The sequence below is a fragment of the Kitasatospora sp. cg17-2 genome (genome assembly GCF_054031055.1).
The window spans coordinates 945,390-963,171 of the sequence record NZ_CM132923.1; the positions used below are offsets into that span (position 1 = coordinate 945,390).

Genomic DNA, 17,782 nt, shown 5'->3' on the forward strand with positions numbered 1-17,782 from the left:
TCTCAGGCGTTTCCGAAGTCGTTGTCGATCAGGGCGAACAGCTCGTCCGCTGTCGCCGTTTCCGTCGCCGCGGCCAGGTCGTCCACCGGTCCGGGCGGCAGTGCCTCGCCGCCCGGTGCACCGACTCGCCGGCCCCAGCCGCGCAGCAGTTCGTCCAGTCGTTCGCCGACCCCGTCACTGTCCGCCGCTCCCGGCGGGACGGCCGCGAGCAGCACGGCCAGCCGGTCCAGCTCGGCCAGCAACGGCGAGGGCGGTTCGGGCGCGGCGGACAGCTCGGCGTCCAGGTAGTCGGCGAGCGCCTCGGGCGTCGGGTGGTCGAAGACGACCGTCGGCGGGACGGCCAGCCCGGTGGCCTCGCACAGCGCGTTCCTGAACCGCACCGCGAGCATCGAGTCGAAGCCGACCTCCGAGAAGGCGCGTTCCGCGCGCACCGGACCGGCTCCGGGATGGCCGAGGACCGCCGCCGCGTGCCGGACGACCAGGTCGAGCACCGCCTGACGGCGGGCCCGCCGGTCCAGCGGGGCCAGCCGGGCGGCCAGTCGTACGGCGGGGGTGCCGTCGTCGTCGCCCGCCGCCCGCGCGGTCCCCTCGGCCGGCACCGAGGTGGTGGCCGAGGCAGTGACCGCGGCGGCCGTCCGGCCCGGTGTGGGCAGCCAGTACCGGTCGCGCTGGAACGGGTACGTCGGCAGCGGGACGGGTGCCGGGTCGTCCGGCCCGGGCGCCCCCGTCCAGGGCGACCAGTCCACCGGACCGCCGCCCGCCGCCCACGCCTCGGTCAGCGAGGCCAGCAGCCGGTCCCGGCCGCCGTCGCCGCGCCGCAGCGTGCCGACCGCCGACACCTCCCGCCCGGCCTCCGCGGCCACCGCCTCGATCCCGGCGAGCAGCACCGGATGCGGGCCGACCTCGACGACCAGGGTGTGACCCGTCTCCAGCAGGGCGCGGGTCGCCCCGACGAAGTCGACCGGCTCGCGCAGATTGCGGTACCAGTAGGCGGCGTCGAGCGATTCCCCGGCGACGGGTCCGCCGGTCACCGTCGAGTAGAGCGGGACGGTCGAGGCGCGGGGCTGTATCCCGGCGAGGGCTTCACGCAGTTCGTCCTCGATCTCGGCGACCTGGGCCGAGTGGGCCGCGTAGTCCACCGGGATCGTCCTGGCCCGTACGCCCTCCCGGTCGCAGGCGGCGAGCAGGGCGGCCAGCTCCTGGGGCTCCCCGGCGACGACCACCGCCCCGGGGCCGTTCACCGCGGCCACGCACGCGCGTCCGCCGGCGGGCAGCAGGCCCGTCGTCCGCTCGGCGGAGGCGGCGACCGACACCATGCCGCCGCGCCCCGCCAGCCTCAGCAGCGCCCGGCTGCGCAGCGCCACCACGAGGGCCGCGTCGTCGAGCGACAGCGCTCCGGCGACGCAGGCGGCGGCGATCTCGCCCTGGCTGTGCCCGACCACCGCGTCCGGGGTGACCCCGGTGTCGCGCCAGTGCGCGGCCAGCGCGACCATCACGGCGAACAGCACCGGCTGGACGACGTCCACCCGGTCGAGCGTCGGTGCGCCGGGCGCACCGCGCAGCACCTCGGTCAGGGACCAGTCGGTGTGCGGGGCGAGCGCCCGTTCGCAGGCGGCGATCGCGGCGGCGAACGCCCCGGAGGAGTCGAGGGCCGCCACGGCCATGCCGGCCCACTGCGAGCCCTGGCCGGGGAAGACGAAGGCCGTACGGCCGCCGCGGGCCCGGTCCTGCACGGCGTCGGGCGCGGGCTCTCCCGCCGCGAGCGCGTCCAGCCAGCCGAGCAGCGCGTCGCGGTCGCGGCCGGTGGCGGCCGCCCGGAAGGGCAGGGCGGGGCGGGTGGTGGCGAGCGCGCGGGCCGGTCCGGCGACGTCCCCGTCGGGGTCGGCCCGCAGGTGCTCGCCCAGTCGGCGCGCCTGCCGGCGCAGGGCCGCGGGGGTCATGGCGGAGAGCAGCCACGGCACCGCGGTCCCGGTGTCCTCGGCCGGTTCGCCGTGGGTGCCTCCGGTCGGCGGGGTGTCCTCGGCGGGTGCCTCCTCCAGAACGGCGTGGGCGTTGGTGCCGCTCATGCCGAACGCGGAGACGCCGGCCCGGCGCGGCCGGCCCCCGTCCGGGGCGTCCCAGGGGCGGGCCTCCGCGAGCAGCCGGACCGCGCCGGCCGACCAGTCCACCCGGCTGGACGCCTCCTGTGCGTGCAGGGTGCCGGGGAGCACGCCGTTCCGCAGCGCGAGCACCGTCTTGATGACCCCGGCGACCCCGGCGGCGGCCTGGGTGTGCCCGATGTTGGACTTCAGCGACCCCAGCCACAGCGGACGGTCGGCGGGCCGGTCCTGGCCGTACGTGGCCAGCAGGGCCTGCGCCTCGATCGGGTCGCCGAGCACGGTGCCGGTGCCGTGCGCCTCGACCAGGTCGATCTCGGCACCGGACAGTCCGGCCGTGGCCAGCGCCGTCCTGATCACCCGCTGCTGCGCGGGGCCGCTCGGGGCGGTCAGGCCGTTGCTGGCACCGTCCTGGTTCACCGCGGTGCCCCGGACCAGGGCGAGGACGGGATGCCCGAGGCGGCGCGCGTCGGAGAGGCGCTCCACGAGCAGCACGCCCACCCCCTCGCCCCACCCCGTGCCGTTCGCCCCTTCGGCGAAGGAGCGGCAGCGGCCGTCGGGCGACAGGCCCTGCTGACGGCTGAACTCGACGAAGACGTCCGGGCTCGCCATCACCGCGGCGCCGCCGACCAGGGCGAACGAGCAGTCGCCGGCGCGCAGGGCCTGGCCGGCCAGGTGCAGGGCCACCAGCGAGGACGAGCAGGCCGTCTCCACGGTCACGGCGGGGCCGCCGAGCCCGAGGGTGTAGGCGATGCGGCCGGAGGCGACGCTGGTGACCGTGCCGCTGAGGAGGTGCCCCTCGACCTCGTCGGACGGGTCCTGCGGGCCGGTGCCGTAGCCCTGGGCGGCGACGCCGACGTAGACGCCCCCCTCGCTGCCGCGCAGCGACGCGGGATCGAGTCCGGCCCGCTCCAGGGCCTCCCAGCTGGTTTCGAGCAGCAGGCGCTGCTGCGGGTCCATGGCGAGTGCTTCGCGCGGGGAGATGCCGAAGAACTCCGCGTCGAACTCGGCCGCCCCGTCCAGGAATCCGCCGCCGGTGGTGTAGAAGGTGCCCGGGTGCAGGGGGTCCGGGTCGTAGAGGGTGTCCAGCGGCCAGCCGCGGTCGGCGGGCAGCGCGGCGACCGCGTCCACGCCGTCGGCCACCAGTCGCCACAGATCCTCGGGCGAGCGGACGCCGCCCGGGAACCGGCAGGCCATCGAGACGATCGCCAGCGGTTCGTCGGCCGCCGCGGGCCCGGCCGCGGAGTCCCGTGCGGTGGTGCCGGTCGTGCCGGTCGTGCCGTCGGCGTCCGGTTCCGTGCCGCCCAGCCCGGCGAAGAGGTGCGCGGCGAGGGCGGTCGCGGTCGGATGGTCGAAGACGGACGTGAGCGTGAGCGGCAGCGCGGTGGCCTCGACCAGCCGGTTGCGGAGCTCGACGGCGGTGAGCGAGTCGAAGCCCACCTCGCGGAACGGGCGGTCGGCCGCGAAGCCGGCGGCCGACTCGTGGCCCAGCACGGCGGCCGCTTCGCTCCGGACCAGCTCCGTCAGCAGTTTGCGGCCCTCGGGCCCGGACAGCCGGTGCAGCCGGTGCGACCACGCCGGGTCGCCGCCCGTCCCGGGCCCGGAGCCGGCGGGGGTGTCCGCGGCCGCGGGGCCGCCGTCCGCCGCCCGGGCGGCCGGCAGGCCGCGCAGCAGCGCGCTGGCCCTCGCCGAACCGAAGAGCGGCGCGAAGCGGCTCCAGTCCAGCTCGGCGACGACCGCCTCGCCCTCGTCCAGGGCCAGCGCCAGGCCGAGCGCGGAGAGCGCCGCCGCGGGGGCCATCGGCACCAGCCCGTGGCGGCGCAGGCCGTCGCCCACGGCGCCGTCGGCCATGCCCGCGCCGGCCCAGGGGCCCCAGGCCACCGAGGTCGCCGCCAGGCCCCGGCCGCGCCTGGCCGCGGCGAGGCCGTCCAGGTAGGCGTTGGCCGCCGCGTACGCGCCCTGGCCGCCGCTGCCCCAGGTGGCCGAGACCGAGGAGAACAGGACGAAGGCGTCCAGCGGGCGGCCTTCGAACAGGGCGTCGAGGTGGGCCGCGCCGAGCGTCTTGGCCGCCGTCCGCCGGGCCAGTTCCTCCGGCGTGCAGTCCATCAGCGCGGTGTCCGAGGTGAGTCCGGCGGCGTGCACCACGGCCCGTACGGTGTCGCCCTGGTCGCGCAGCCGCTCCAGGACCCGTTCCAGCGCGGTGCGGTCGGCGACGTCGCAGGCCAGCACTGTGCTCCGGGCGCCGAGCGCCGCCAGGGCGTCGACCAGCGCGTCGGCTCCGGGGGCCTCGGGGCCCCGCCGGCCGAGGAGGACGAGGTGGTCCGCGCCGCGCTCCGCGAGCCAGCGCGCCACCTGGGCGCCGAGGCCCCCGGTGCCGCCGGTGACGAGGACCGTGCCGCGCGGCGTCCACGGTGCGGGCGCGGGTGCCTCCGGCTCCGGCGCGGGGACGAGCCGGCGGCCCAGCGGTACCGGCGTGCGTACGGCCACCTGGTCCTCGCCGTCCCGTCCGGCCAGCACCGCGCACAGCGCGTCCAGCGCGGGCCCGTCCAGCAGGTCGGGCAGGTCGACCAGGCCGCCCCAGCGCAGCGGGTGCTCCAGTGCCGCCACCCGGCCCAGGCCCCACACCTGGGCCTGTTCGGGGCGGACCTCCTCCGTGCCGTGCGCCGCCACCGCGCCGCGGGTGGCGCACCACAGGGGCGCGTCGACGCCGCTCTCGCCCAGGGCCTGGAGCAGCAGCAGGGTCCCGGTCAGACCGGCGTCGAGCGTCCGCAGGACCGGGTGGGGTCCCTCGGCCAGGGCCAGCAGCGACAGGACGCCCGTCAGCTTGCCGAACTCCGGCAGCAGCAGGGCCAGTTCGGCGCGTTCGGCGGCGGCCCCGACCCGGGTCACGACCACGTCGGCGCCGTGTCCGGCGAGGGCCTGTTCGCAGGCGATCGCGGTGTCCTCGGCGCCGGGTCCGTCCGGGGTGACGAGCAGCCAGCGACCGGAGAGGCGGGGCTCCGCGGGCGCGGCGAGCGGCTCCCAGGCGACGCGGTAGCGCTGGGGACCGGCGGGGGTCGCGGCCCCCCGGCGGGCGCGCCAGGCGGCGGGGGCCGGGTCCAGCGCGGCCTCCGGCCAGAAGCGCCTGCGCTGGAAGGCGTAGGTGGGCAGGTCGACCCGCCGCACGTCGGTGCCGTTCCAGCCCGCCGACCAGTCCACGGCCACGCCGCGCAGGTGCAGCGAGGCGAGTGCGGTGCGGACGGCGTCCGGCTCGCCGCGACCGTCGCGCAGCAGCGGCACCGTCCCGGGGCCGCCGGAGCCGCCGGCGCCGGAAGCCGGGTCGGTGGTGGGGTCGAAGGCGGGGTCGGGGTCGGGGAGGCAGGCGTGGAGCATGCCGGACAGCACGCCGCCCGGTCCGAGTTCGAGGTAGGTCGTCGCACCCTCGGCCCGCAGCCGGCGGGCCCCTTCCAGGAAGCGGACGGTGCCCCGGACGTGGCGCACCCAGTGGTCGGGGGACCGGAGTTCCGCGGCCGTGGCGGTGCGCCCGGTCAGGTTGGAGACGATCTCGATGCCGGGGGCGTGGTAGGTCAGCGACTCCGCCACGTCCCGGAACGCGTCGAGCATCCCGTCCGTCCGGGCGGAGTGGAACGCGTGGCTCACGGTCAGGCGCCGGGTGCGCCGTCCGCGGGAGCGGAACACCCCGGCCAGGCGCTGCACCGCGTCCACGTCACCGGACAGGACCACGGAGGTGGGCCCGTTGACGGCGGCGATGTCCACCGCGTCCCGGTCCGCGTCCCGGTCCGCTTCCTGCTCCGGGACGGAGTGCCCGGCGCGGTCGTCCAGCAGGGCCCGGCGCACTTCCTCCTCGGTGGCCTCCACCGCCACCATCGCCCCGCCCTCGGGCAGTTCGTCCATCAGCCGTCCCCGGGCCGCCACCAGCGCGCAGGCGTCGGGCAGGTCCAGCACGCCCGCCGCGTGGGCGGCGGCGAGTTCGCCGATGGAGTGCCCCATCAGCAGGTCGGGCCGCACACCCCAGTGCCGCACCAGCCGGAACAGCGCCGTCTCCAGGGCGAACAGCGCGGGCTGGGTGTACCGGGTGCGGTCGAGCAGTTCCGCGCCCGGGGTTCCGGGCGCGGCGAACAGGACGTCGCGCAGGGGCAGGTCGAGGTGCGGGTCCAGGCCGGTCAGCACCTCGTCGAGGGCGTCGGCGAACACCGGGTCCTCGCGGTAGAGCTCCGCACCGGCTCCGGCCCGCTGGCTGCCCTGCCCCGGGAAGAGGAAGGCGGTCCGGCCGGAGCGTACGGCGCCGCCGGTGAGCAGTCGGCCCTCCGCCGTGCCGCGCGCGAGTGCGGTGAGGGAGCGCCGGACGGAGTCCCGGTCCCGTCCGAGGACGGCTGCCCGGTGTTCGAGCGGGGCCCGTCCCGCGGCGAGCGAGTAGGCGACGTCCGCCAGTTCGACGTCCGGGTCGGCGTCGAGCCGGCTCACCAGCCGGCCGGCCTGCGCCCGCAGGGCCTCCGGTGTCCTGGCCGAGAGCAGCAGCGGCACCGGCGGGCCGGTACGGCGGGCGGTGGCGGTGGCCTCGGCGGTGACCGCCGCGACGGCCGTCGTGGCGGCGGTGTCCGGAGCGGGCACCGCCGAGGTGCCGGTCCGGTCCACGGTGTCGGTCCGGTCCGAGGTGCCGGTCCGGTCCGGGGCGTCGGTCCGGTCCGGGGCGGGCACGACCGCGATGGCCGGCGCCTGCTCGACGATCGCGTGCGCGTTGGTGCCGCTGATGCCGAACGACGACACGCCCGCCCGGCGCGGGCTCCCGGTCTCCGGCCACGGCGTGCGCGCGGTGAGCAGGCGGATGCCACCGTCGGACCAGTCGACGTGCGGGTTCGGCGTGCCGGCGTGCAGGGTCCCCGGCAGTTCGCCGTGGCGGATGGCCAGCACCATCTTCATCACCCCGGCCACCCCGGCCGCCGCCTGGGTGTGCCCGATGTTCGACTTCACCGAGCCGAGCCACAGCGGACGGTCCGCCGGGCGCGCCGGTCCGTGGACGGCCTGGAGCGCCTGCGCCTCGATGGGGTCGCCGAGCCTCGTGCCGGTGCCGTGGGCCTCGATCGCGTCGATCTGGTCGGCCCGCAGCGCGGCGTCGGCCAGGGCGGCACGGAGGACCTGCTGCTGGGACGGGCCGTTGGGGGCGGTGAGCCCGTTGCTGGCGCCGTCCTGGTTCACGGCGGTGCCGCTGATCAGCGCGAGCACGGGGTGCCCGTGGCGCAGGGCGTCGCTGTGGCGCTCCAGCAGCAGCACCCCGGCTCCCTCGCCCCAGCCCGTGCCGTCCGCCTCCGCCGAGAACGCCTTGCACCGTCCGTCGGCGGCGAGCCCGCGCTGACGGCTGAACTCCACGAAGAGCCGCGGGGTGCTCATCACCGTCACCCCGCCCGCGAGGGCCTGCTCGCAGTCGCCGCGCCGCAGGGCCTGCACGGCCAGGTGCAGCGCCACCAGCGACGAGGAGCACGCGGTGTCGACGGTGAGCGAGGGCCCCTGGAGGCCGAGGACGTAGGACAGCCGCCCCGAGAGCACGCTGGCCGTGTTCCCGGTCAGCAGATGGCCCTCGGACACTCCCTCCGCGCCCTCCAGCAGCGCGGAGTAGTCCTGGCCGTTGGTACCGATGTAGACGCCGACCTGCCGGTCCTTCAGCGCGGTCGGATCCTGCCCGGCGGCCTCGACCGCCTCCCAGGCGGTCTCCAGGAGCAGCCGCTGCTGCGGGTCCATGGCCAGGGCCTCGCGCGGCGAGATGCCGAAGAACTCCGCGTCGAACTCGGGGACGTCGTGCAGGAAGCCGCCCTGCCTGCTGTACGTGGTGCCGGCCCGGTCGGGGTCCGGGTCGTACAGCCCCTCGGTGTCCCAGCCCCGGTTCGACGGCCAGTCACCGACGGCGTCGGTGCCCTTCGCGAGCAGGTCCCAGAAGTCCTCGGGCCCTGCGACCCCGCCGGGGAAGCGGCAGCCCATGCCGACGATCGCGATCGGCTCGTGGCAGTCGGGCTCCGCCGCCCGGCCCGTCCCCGCGCCGACGGGGCCGGCGGACCCGGCGGTGCCGCCCGCCGCGTCCGGCAGTCCCAGGTCCAGGTCCAGGTCCAGGTCCGCGAGCAGCCGGTCGGCCAGTGCCGACGGTGTGGGGTGGTCGAACAGGACGGTGGCGGGCAGGGCCAGTCCGGTGACGGAGGCGAGCCGGTTGCGCAGCTCCACCGCCGTCAGCGAGTCGAAGCCGAGCGCGGAGAACGCCTGTCCGGGCCGGACCGTCTCGACGTCGGGGTGGCGCAGGACCGTCGACGCATGGGTGCGCACCAGTTCGGTGAGGGTCCTCACCCGGTCCTCGTGGCGCGGCAGTTCGGCGATCCGCTGCCGCAGGGCGTCGGCGGGGTCGCCGCCCTCCCGGGCCGCCGACGGTGCGGTGGCGTCCGGGACGGGCCCCGCGGCCGCCGGGTCCGGAATCCCGTCGAGCAGGGCGGCGGACGGCAGGCCCGTGCCCGCGGCGAAGCGCCGCCAGTCGACATCGGCGACCAGGACCAGCGCGTCGTCCTCCGCGAGTGCGAGGCCGATCGCGGTGACGGCCGTTTCGGGCTCCATCACCGGCAGACCGAAGTCCCGCAGCCGTGCGGCGACCTCGTCCGCCAGCAGGCCGGGACCGGCCCAGGCGCCCCAGGCCACGGAGGTACCGGGCAGCCCGGCGGCGCGGCGGGCGGCGACGAGTGCGTCGACGGCCGCGTTGGCGGCCGCGTAGTTGCCCTGCCCGGCGTTGCCCACGACGCCCATCACCGAGGAGAACACCACGAAGGCCGACAGGTCGAGACCCGCGGTGGCCTCGTGCAGGTTCCGGGCGGCGGTCAGCTTGGCGCGCAGGACCGCGGCGAGCCGCGCGGGGTCCAGCGCGTCGAGCACACCGTCGTCGAGGACACCCGCCGCATGGACGACGGCGGACAGCGGGTGCCGCGCCGGGATGTCGGCGACCAGTGCCGCCAGTGCGACCGGGTCGGCGACGTCGCAGGCCGCGATGGTCACTTCGGCGCCCAGCGCCGTCAGTTCCGCCCGCAGCTCGTCCGCACCGGGTGCGTCGGCACCGCGACGGCCGACCAGCAGCAGCCGCTCCGCGCCCTGGCCCGCGAGCCAGCGCGCCGTGTGCGAGCCGACGCCGCCGGTGCCACCGGTGACGAGGACCGTGCCCTGCCACCGCGGTCGCGGCCGCCCCCGGGCGGCCGCGCCACCCGCACGGGCCTTCGACGACATGGGGGACGCGGGCCGGAGACGGCGGCCGTGGACCCCGGTGGAGCGCACCGCCACCTGCTCCTCGTCGGCCGCGGCTCCCGCGAGCACCGCACACAGGCGGCGGGCGGCCCGCACGTCCAGCACCTCGGGCAGGTCGATCAGACCGCCCCGGCGATGCGGATGCTCCAGCGCCGCCGTCCGGACCAGGGCGGCGGAGGCGGCCTGACCGACGTGTCCGGGCCGCTCGGCGCCGCCCAGGACCGCCAGTCCCTTCGTCAGCGTCCAGAGCCGGGCGTCGAGGCCCGCGTCCTCCAGCGCCTGCGCCAGCGCGAGGGTCAGCGCCGCAGCACCGGGCACATCGGGGTGCTCGGGATGGGGGCGCTCCTCCCAGGAGAGCAGGGACAGCACTCCGGCGATCGGCTGCTCCCCCGCGGTCCTCGTGAGCAGAGCGGCCAGTTGTTCGCGGGTCGCGCCCGGATCGGCGACGACGCACGGGAGGAGGTCGGCTCCGGCCGCGCCGAGGGTGTCCAGGACGGCCGCCGCGTCGTCGCCCTCGGGACGCAGGGCGAGCCAGCGACCGGGGAGGCCGTTCGCCGGCGCGACCGACAGGGGTGCCCAGGCGACGTGGTAACGCCAGGATTCCGCCCTGCTCTCACGGTTCCTGGCGGACCGCCAGGCCGCCAGGGCGGGCAGGACTTCGTCCAGGGCTGCCCGGCCGACCCCGAGGGCTTCGGCGAGCTCGGCGGGGTCCTGCAGTTCCAGGTCGTCCCAACGGTCCTCGGCCGGGGCGGCCGGGACGGCGGCGGGGGCCGTCAGCCAGTAGCGCCGCCGCTGGAAGGCGTACGTCGGCAGCTCGACGCGCCGCGCCCCCGGGAACGCGCCCGACCAGTCCACGGCAAGTCCGCACTCCCACGCACGGCCCACCGCCCGCAGCACCTGCTCCGGGCCGCCCTCGCCGCGGCGCAACGTCCCCAGCACCGCCGCGTCCGCACCCGCGGCCTCCACCGACTCCCCCACCGCCACGCCCAGCACCGGGTGCGGGCTGGACTCGACGAAGACGCGGTGCCCGGCCGCGAGCAGCGCGCCGGTCGCGCGCTCGAACTCGACGGTCTCCCGGAGGTTGCGGTACCAGTACTCGGCGTCCAGGGCCTTCGTGTCCACCAGGCCGCCGGTCACGCTGGAGTAGACCGGCACCGAGCCGGAGCGGGGGGTGAGGCCTTCCAGGTCGAAGAGCAGCTGCTCCCGGATCTCCTCCACGTGCGCGGAGTGCGAGGCGTAGTCGACCTCGATCACCCGCGCCCGCACACCCTCGGAGACAAGCCCCTCCACCAACTCCACGACCGCGTCCGCGTCGCCCGACACCACCGTCGACGACGGACCGTTCACCGCCGCCACCGACAACCGGCCCGCCCAGGAAGCGATCCGCTCCCGTGCCACGTCCACCGACAACGGCAGCGACGCCATCCCGCCCCGACCGGCCAGCACCTTGATCGCGCGGGAACGCAGCGCGACCACCCGGGCGCCGTCCTCCAGACTCAGACCACCCGCCACACAGGCCGCCGCGATCTCACCCTGGGAGTGGCCCACCACCGCGTCCGGAACGATGCCGAAGGAGCGCCACACCTCCGCGAGCGACACCATCACCGCCCACAGCACCGGCTGCACCACATCCACCCGCGCCAACAACGCCTCGGAACCCAACGCCTCCACCAACGACCAGTCCACGTACGGCGCCAGAGCCCGCTCACACTCCGCCATCCGCCCCGCGAACACCTCCGACCCGACCAACAGCTCCGCAGCCATCCCCACCCACTGCGAACCCTGACCCGGGAACACCAACACCGAACGACCGGAAACCAACCCGCCACCGGCCACCCCGGCACCCTGCGACAGCGCCTTCAGCCCACCGAGCAACTCGCTCCGGTCCGTGCCCAGCACCACCGCCCGGTGCTCGAAGGACGCCCGCCCCATCGCCAGCGAATGACCCACGTCCGCGATGTCGAGCCCGGGCTCGGCCACCACCCGGGCCGCCAACGCCGCCGCCTGCGCCCGCAGAGCCTCCGCACTGCGCGCCGACACCGGCCACACCACCGCCCCCGGACGCCGGGCATCCTCCGCCGCCGCCCCGGCCGGGGCCTCGGCCGGTGCGGACTCCAGGATCACGTGGGCGTTGGTGCCGCTGATGCCGAAGGAGGACACTCCCGCACGTCGCGGGCGTCCCGTGTCGTCCCAGGCCCGGGCCTCCGTCAGCAGTCGGCCGGCCCCCGCCGACCAGTCCACCTCGGGCGTCGGACCGTCCACGTGCAGCGTCTTCGGCATCACCCCGTGCCGCATCGCCAGCACCGACTTGATGACACCGCCCACACCCGCCGCGGCCTGCGCATGGCCGATGTTGGACTTCAGCGAACCGATCCACACCGGACGGTCCGCCGGACGGTCCTGACCGTACGTCGCCAGCAGCGCCTGCGCCTCGATCGGGTCGCCCAACCGCGTCCCCGTACCGTGCGCCTCCACCACGTCCACCTCGGACGCCGTCAGCCCCGCGTCCGCCAACGCCGCCCGGATCACCCGCTGCTGCGACGGACCGTTCGGCGCCGTCAGACCGTTGCTCGCACCGTCCTGGTTCGTGGCCGAGCCGCGGACGACGGCCAGCACCGGATGCCCGAGACGCCGCGCGTCCGACAACCGCTCCAGCAACAGCATGCCCACGCCCTCGGCCAGGCCGAAGCCGTCCGCGGCTGCCGCGAAGGCCTTGCAGCGGCCGTCCGGGGCCAGACCGCCCTGACGGCTGAACTCCACGAGCATGCCGACCGTGGACATCACGGTCGCGCCGCCGGCCAGGGCCAGCGAGCACTCGCCCGACCGCAGCGCCCGCACCGCCAGGTGCAGGGCCACCAGCGAGGACGAGCACGCCGTGTCCACGGTGACCGCCGCTCCCTCCAGACCGAGGGTGTAGGCCAGTCGGCCCGACACGACGCTCCCGGTGTTGCCGGTCAGCAGGTGGCCGCCCTCGTCGGCGCCCTCTTCGAGCGGGGGCCCGTAGTCCATGGTCATCGCCCCGACGTAGACGCCCGTCGGGGTCCGCCGCAGCGTGGCCGGGTCGATCCCGGCCCGCTCCAGCACCTCCCAGGTGGTCTCCAGCAGCAGCCGCTGCTGCGGGTCCATCGCCGCCGCCTCGCGCGGCGAGATGCCGAAGAACTCCGCGTCGAACTCGGCCGCGCCGGCGAGCGAACCCGCCTCCCGCTGGTAGTAGCGGCCCGGCGTCCCCGGTGCGGGGTCGTACCGGCCGACGGTGTCCCAGCCGCGGTCGTCGGGCAGCGCGGAGACGGCGTCGGCACCTGCCGACACCAGCTCCCAGAGTTCGTCGGGGCTGCCGACACCGCCGGGGTAGCGGCAGCCCATGCCGACGATCACCACGGGGTCGTCGTCCTCGGACCGCCGCACCGGCCCGTCCGCCTCCGCCTTGGTGTTCCGGTCGGGCCGGTCGCCGCCGATCCCGTCGCAGAGGTACTCGGTCAGGGCCGCCGGGGTCGGGCAGTCGAAGACCACCGTCGCCGGGATGCGCAGCCCCGTCGCCGCACTCAGCCGGTTGCGCAGCTCCACCGCGGTGACGGAGTCGAATCCCAGGTCGAGGAAGGCCAGTTCGGCGGGGACCGGATCGGACCGCCCGGTCAGCGCGGCGATCTCCTCGCCCACCAGCCGGGCCAGCGCGGCCCGCCGCTCGGGTACGTCCAGTCCGGCCAGCTCCGCGCGGAACGCGGTGCCGGCCTCCCGGTCGTCGGGGTCACCGCCCGTGCCGCCCGCGCCGCCGGGCCCGTTCGCGTCGCCCGGGCCGGGCTCCGCGAGCAACGCCAGGACGGCCACCGGCAGTTCCCGTACCCGGACGTCCTGCCCGGCGGACAGCGCTTCCCGTTCCGGAGCGGCACCGAGCACGTACAGGTCACCGAGCGCGGTCAGGAAGCGGCCCGGACCGCCCTGGTCGCGGCGCAGCGTCCCGAGGACGGCGGCCCGCGCACCGTGCTCCTCCGCGCAGTCCGCGAGGGCGGAGGTCAGCACGGTGTGCGGGCTGACCTCCAGCAGGACGCCGTACCCGTCCCGCAGCAGGGCCCCGGTCGCCTGGTGGAACCTGACCGTGTTGCGCAGGTTGCGGCACCAGTAGTCGGCGTCCAGGACCGGGACGTCCAGTCGTCCGCCGGTCAGTCCGGAGTAGTAGGGCAGCTCCGGTGTGCGGGGCCGGACCGGTGCGAGGTCGGCACGCATCCGGGGGAGGATCGCGTCGATGTGGGGGGAATGGGCGGCCAGGCCGACCGCGATCCGCCGTGCGTGCACCGCGTCCGCGGCCAGGTCGGCGAGGAGTTCGGCCGCGGCGTCGCGGTCGCCGGAGACGATCACGGACCGCGGGCCGTTGTGCGCGGCGACGACGAGGCGGCCGTCCCAGCGGCGCAGCCGCGGCTCGACCTCGTCGGCCGGGGCCATGACGGAGACCATGTCGCCCTGTCCGGCCAGGGTCGCCTGGGCCTGGCTCCACAGGGCCACCACCCGCGCGGAGTCGTCCAGGGACAGCGCGCCGCTGACCGCGGCGGCGGTGACCTCGCCGACGCTGTGCCCGAGCACGGCGGCCGGTTCCACGCCGTGGGACCGCCACAGCGCGGCGAGCGACACCGTCACGGCGAACAGCAGGGGCTGCACCACGTCGGCCCGGTCCCCGGCGGGCGCGCCCGGCGCGTCCGGGTCGCGGAGCACGTCGATCGGCGACCAGTCGACGAACGGTTCCAGGGCCTGCGCGCACGCGTCCATCCGGTCGCGGAAGACCGTGGAGGTGTCCAGCAGGTCCACCGCCATCCGGGGCCACTGCGCGCCCTGTCCGGGGAACACGAAGGCGACCCGGCGGTCCGACCCGGCGGTGCCCTCCGCCAGGCCGGGCATGCTCCTGCCGTCGGCGAGCGCGCCCAGCCGCCGCAGGAACCCGTCACGGCCGTCCGCCACCAGTGCCGCCCGCCGGCTCCCCTCGGACGCGGTGCGCGCGAGGGCGAGCGCGATGTCCTGGGGGCTCCAGTCGTCACGACCGGCCAGGTACGCGTGCAGGCCGCGCGCGCCGGCCGCCAGCGACTCCTTGCCGCTGCCGGCCAGCGTCCACAGCAGCGGTGCTTCTGTACCGTCGGGGTGCGCCATCGTGTGTTCGGACTCCTTCACGGCGAGCAGGACCATCAGTCACCGGACCGTCGCGGGGCGCCCGCTCCCACGGGTCGCGCGCCGTCCGGGACGCCTTCGTCGTGCCCGGCGTGTACCGCCACCGGACCTGCGACGTCGATCTTGCCCAAGTCGCATAGCGGCCCGATAGCGCAGGCCGCGACACGACTCGGGTACGGGGAGCGGGCGGGTCGCGGGCACGCGCGGGAGATCCGCGCGCACCCTGTGGGTCGGGTCAGGCGTCCGTTCCGGCGGACGGGGCGCCCGGGGTCCGGGCCACTCCCAGCTCCCGCCAGATCCCGTCCAGTGCCGCGACGAACTCCTCGACCGCCGCGGGCTCGTGGACGGCGCCGGGCGCGCTCCTGAGGATCTCCTGGCCCGCCCGCACGCTCGGCGCGTTGATCGCCTGGACGTAGATGCCGTGGCGTTCCAGCAGCAGGGCGGAGATCCGCTGGGCGAGCGCGTCGTCCCCGACGAAGATCGAGACGATGTGCGACTCGTCGGAGACGAAGGGGATGCCGCGTTCGGTGAGCAGCCGGTGCGTCAGTCGCGCGTTCCCGCGGAGCCGGTCGCGTTCCTCGTCCGACGAGCGCAGGTGCCGGACCGCGGCGAGCGCGCCCGCCACGACCGCCGGCGGCAGGGCGGTGGTGAAGATGAAGGAGCGGGACAGGCCGCGCACCGCGTCGACGAGTTCGGCGGGGCCGGCGATGTATCCGCCGGTGGTGCCGAATCCCTTGGCGAGCGTCCCCATAATGACGGTGAACTCGTCCGCGATACCCAGGCTCGCGGCGATGCCCGCTCCCTCGGGTCCGTACATCCCGACCGCGTGGACCTCGTCGAGGAAGGTCATCGCGCCGTACTCGCGGGCGATCCGGGCGATCTCGGCGAGCGGGGCGACATCACCCGCCATCGAATAGACCGACTCCACGACGATCATCTTCGGTCGATCGGGATCGGTGGCGGACAGCAGCTCTTCCAGATGCGCCGTGTCGTTGTGGCGGAAAATGTGCTTCTCGGCGCCGCTGTGGCGGAGTCCGTCGATGATCGAGGCGTGGTTCATCTCGTCGGAGAAGACGGCGCAGTTCTTCAGCCGGCCGGCCAGGACGGTGAGGGCTCCGTCATTGGCGGTGTACCCGGAGGTGAAGAGCAGGGCGTCCGCCTTTCCGTGCAGATCCGCCAGTTCCTTCTCCAGCAGCACGTGGTGGTGGTTGGTCCCGCCGATGTTCCGGGAGCCGCCCGAGCCCGCGCCGTACTCGCCGAGGGCTTCCCGGGTCGCCGCCAGGACCACCGGGTGCTGGCCCATTCCCAGGTAGTCGTTGCTGCACCACACGCTGATCTCGGAGGTCACCCCGTCCCGCAGGCTCCGGGCCGCCGGAAATTTCCCGGCGATCCGGCCTATCTCCAGGAACTCCCGCTTCGCCTCCGGGGATCCGCCTTCCCTCATATGCCGCGAGAAGAGCTCCAGGTAATGGTTCATGACGACCCTTTCTCCGAGGAATGCGCCGATACGGGGCCCGGACCGGTAGAGGGGATTGTCTCAGAGCGGAATATCACTTCGATGGCGCGGACTGCGACAATGAGAAGTCCGCATGCTTCTGTTTCCTCAATTCGAGCCCCTGGTGGACCTGCTTTGCCTGTTGTAGGCTGTGCCGAAATTCCTCGAAACGGCACCTCTGGAGTTTCCTATGCCGTCGGACGAAACGTATGTCAGCCAGATCCTGGACGTCATCTCCGCGGAACCGGAGAAGGTGGTGCTGTCCTGGCGCGACCGGACGCTGACCGCGGCGGAGCTGACCGGCCTGGTCCGGTCGGCCGCGCAGGCCCTGCACCAACACACCGGCGGGAGCGGCGGGAGCGGCGGGAGCGGCGGGAGCGGCGGGAGCGGCGGGGCCGTGGTCGCCATCCTGACCGTCACCAACACCGCCCCGACCCTGGTCCTGCGGTACGCCGCGAACCTGGTCGGGGCCACGGTGGTCCATCTGCACACCACCAACGCCGTCGACCCGGCGGACCACCTGGCCGCCGGCGCCAAGCTCAAGATCCTCCGGGAGACCGGTGCGACGCACCTGGCCGTCGACGCGGAGAACCTCGCGACCGCCCGCGAGCTGCGCGAGCGCCTGGGCACCCCGCTCGCCCTCGTCGCCCTCGGCGATCTCGGCCCCGACGTCCTGGACCTGACGACCGGGGACCCGGACGCGCTGGACCGGGCCGACATCGAGATCGGCCTCGACCGGCCCGCGGTGGTGACCTACACCAGCGGTACGACCGGCGAGCCGAAGGGCATCGCCTTCGACTTCCGGACCCGCAACGGCTTCATCTCCGCCGGACTCCAGATGCGCTGGCGGTCCGTCTACCTGGCCTGCCTCCCGCTCAGCCACTCCAGCGGCGCCACCGCCGACGACTCGCTCGCGTCCGGCGGCTCCGTGGTCCTGCGGGACGGCTTCGACCCGGCCGACGTGCTGCGCTCCGTCGAGCGGCACCGGATCACCCGGATGCTGCTCTCCCCTCCCCAGCTGTACCTGCTGATGGACCGTCCGGAGGTGGGCGCGACCGACCTGTCGAGCCTCCAGATGGTCACGTACGTCGGGTGCCCCGCGTCCCCCGAGCGACTGGCCGAGGCAGTCAAGGTCTTCGGCGACGTGCTGATCCAGGTGTACGCGACCAGCGAGGCCGGCTTCGTCAGCATGCTCTCGCCCGCCGAGCACCTCGACCCCCGGCTGCGGGTCACCGTCGGCCGCCCGATGCCCGACTGGGTCCGGATCACCGATCCGGACGACCACCGCGACCTGCCGCCCGGCGAGATCGGCGAGGTCTGCGTACGGTCGCCCTTCACGATGAGCGCGTACGTGGCCGAGCCCGAACTCACCGCCCGGACCGTGCGGGACGGCTGGGTGCACACCGGTGACCTCGGCTTCGTCGACACCGACGGCTACCTCCACCTGCGCGGCCGGATCGGCGAGGTGATCAAGACCAACGGCATCAAGATCCATCCGGTGACGGTGGAGAACGCCTTCCTGGCCCATCCCGAGGTGGCGCAGGCCGCCGTCTTCTGCGTCCAGGACCGGGACCGCGTCGAGCACCTGCACGCCGCCGTGGTGCTGCGCGAGGCGGGCACGGCCGACCCCGAAGGACTGGCGGAACACATCAGGGCCACCATCTCGCCCAAGCACGTCCCCGCGCGGATCCACGTCCGCCCCGCCCTGCCCCTGACCGGCGTCGGCAAGCCGGACAAGGCGCGGCTGGCCACGGAAGCGAGCGGGTGACACCCC

Annotated in this window: 3 protein-coding genes; 1 reads left to right on the plus strand and 2 read right to left on the minus strand. The window is 75.5% G+C overall.

Going from position 1 to position 17,782, the window contains the following annotated elements; all coding sequences use genetic code 11:
- Positions 1-2: 2 nt before the first annotated feature.
- Positions 3-14,495 carry a type I polyketide synthase gene (locus tag ACW14Y_RS03735; protein ID WP_456985855.1) on the minus strand — a complete coding sequence of 4,831 codons (14,493 nt, stop codon included), beginning with the start codon at positions 14,493-14,495 and terminating at the stop codon, positions 3-5.
- 253 nt (positions 14,496-14,748) lie between these two features.
- The gene (gene hemA, locus ACW14Y_RS03740; RefSeq protein WP_380300268.1) at positions 14,749-15,990 is read right to left on the minus strand and encodes a 5-aminolevulinate synthase; all 1,242 of its coding nucleotides are present in this window, start codon (positions 15,988-15,990) and stop codon (positions 14,749-14,751) included.
- 208 nt (positions 15,991-16,198) lie between these two features.
- On the opposite strand from hemA, the gene ACW14Y_RS03745 reads away from it, so the two are divergent.
- Positions 16,199-17,776 (plus strand): ANL family adenylate-forming protein, encoded by a 1,578-nt coding sequence (locus ACW14Y_RS03745; protein ID WP_456985856.1) that lies wholly within the window; start codon positions 16,199-16,201, stop codon positions 17,774-17,776.
- Positions 17,777-17,782: the final 6 nt, after the last annotated feature.

What these genes read in the sequence shown, in the direction of transcription:
- hemA (WP_380300268.1), bottom strand. Translation starts at nt 15,990, where the DNA reads ATGAACCATTACCTGGAGCTCTTCTCGCGGCATATGAGGGAAGGCGGA.
- ACW14Y_RS03735 (WP_456985855.1), bottom strand. Translation starts at nt 14,495, where the DNA reads ATGGCGCACCCCGACGGTACAGAAGCACCGCTGCTGTGGACGCTGGCC.
- ACW14Y_RS03745 (WP_456985856.1), top strand. Translation starts at nt 16,199, where the DNA reads ATGCCGTCGGACGAAACGTATGTCAGCCAGATCCTGGACGTCATCTCC.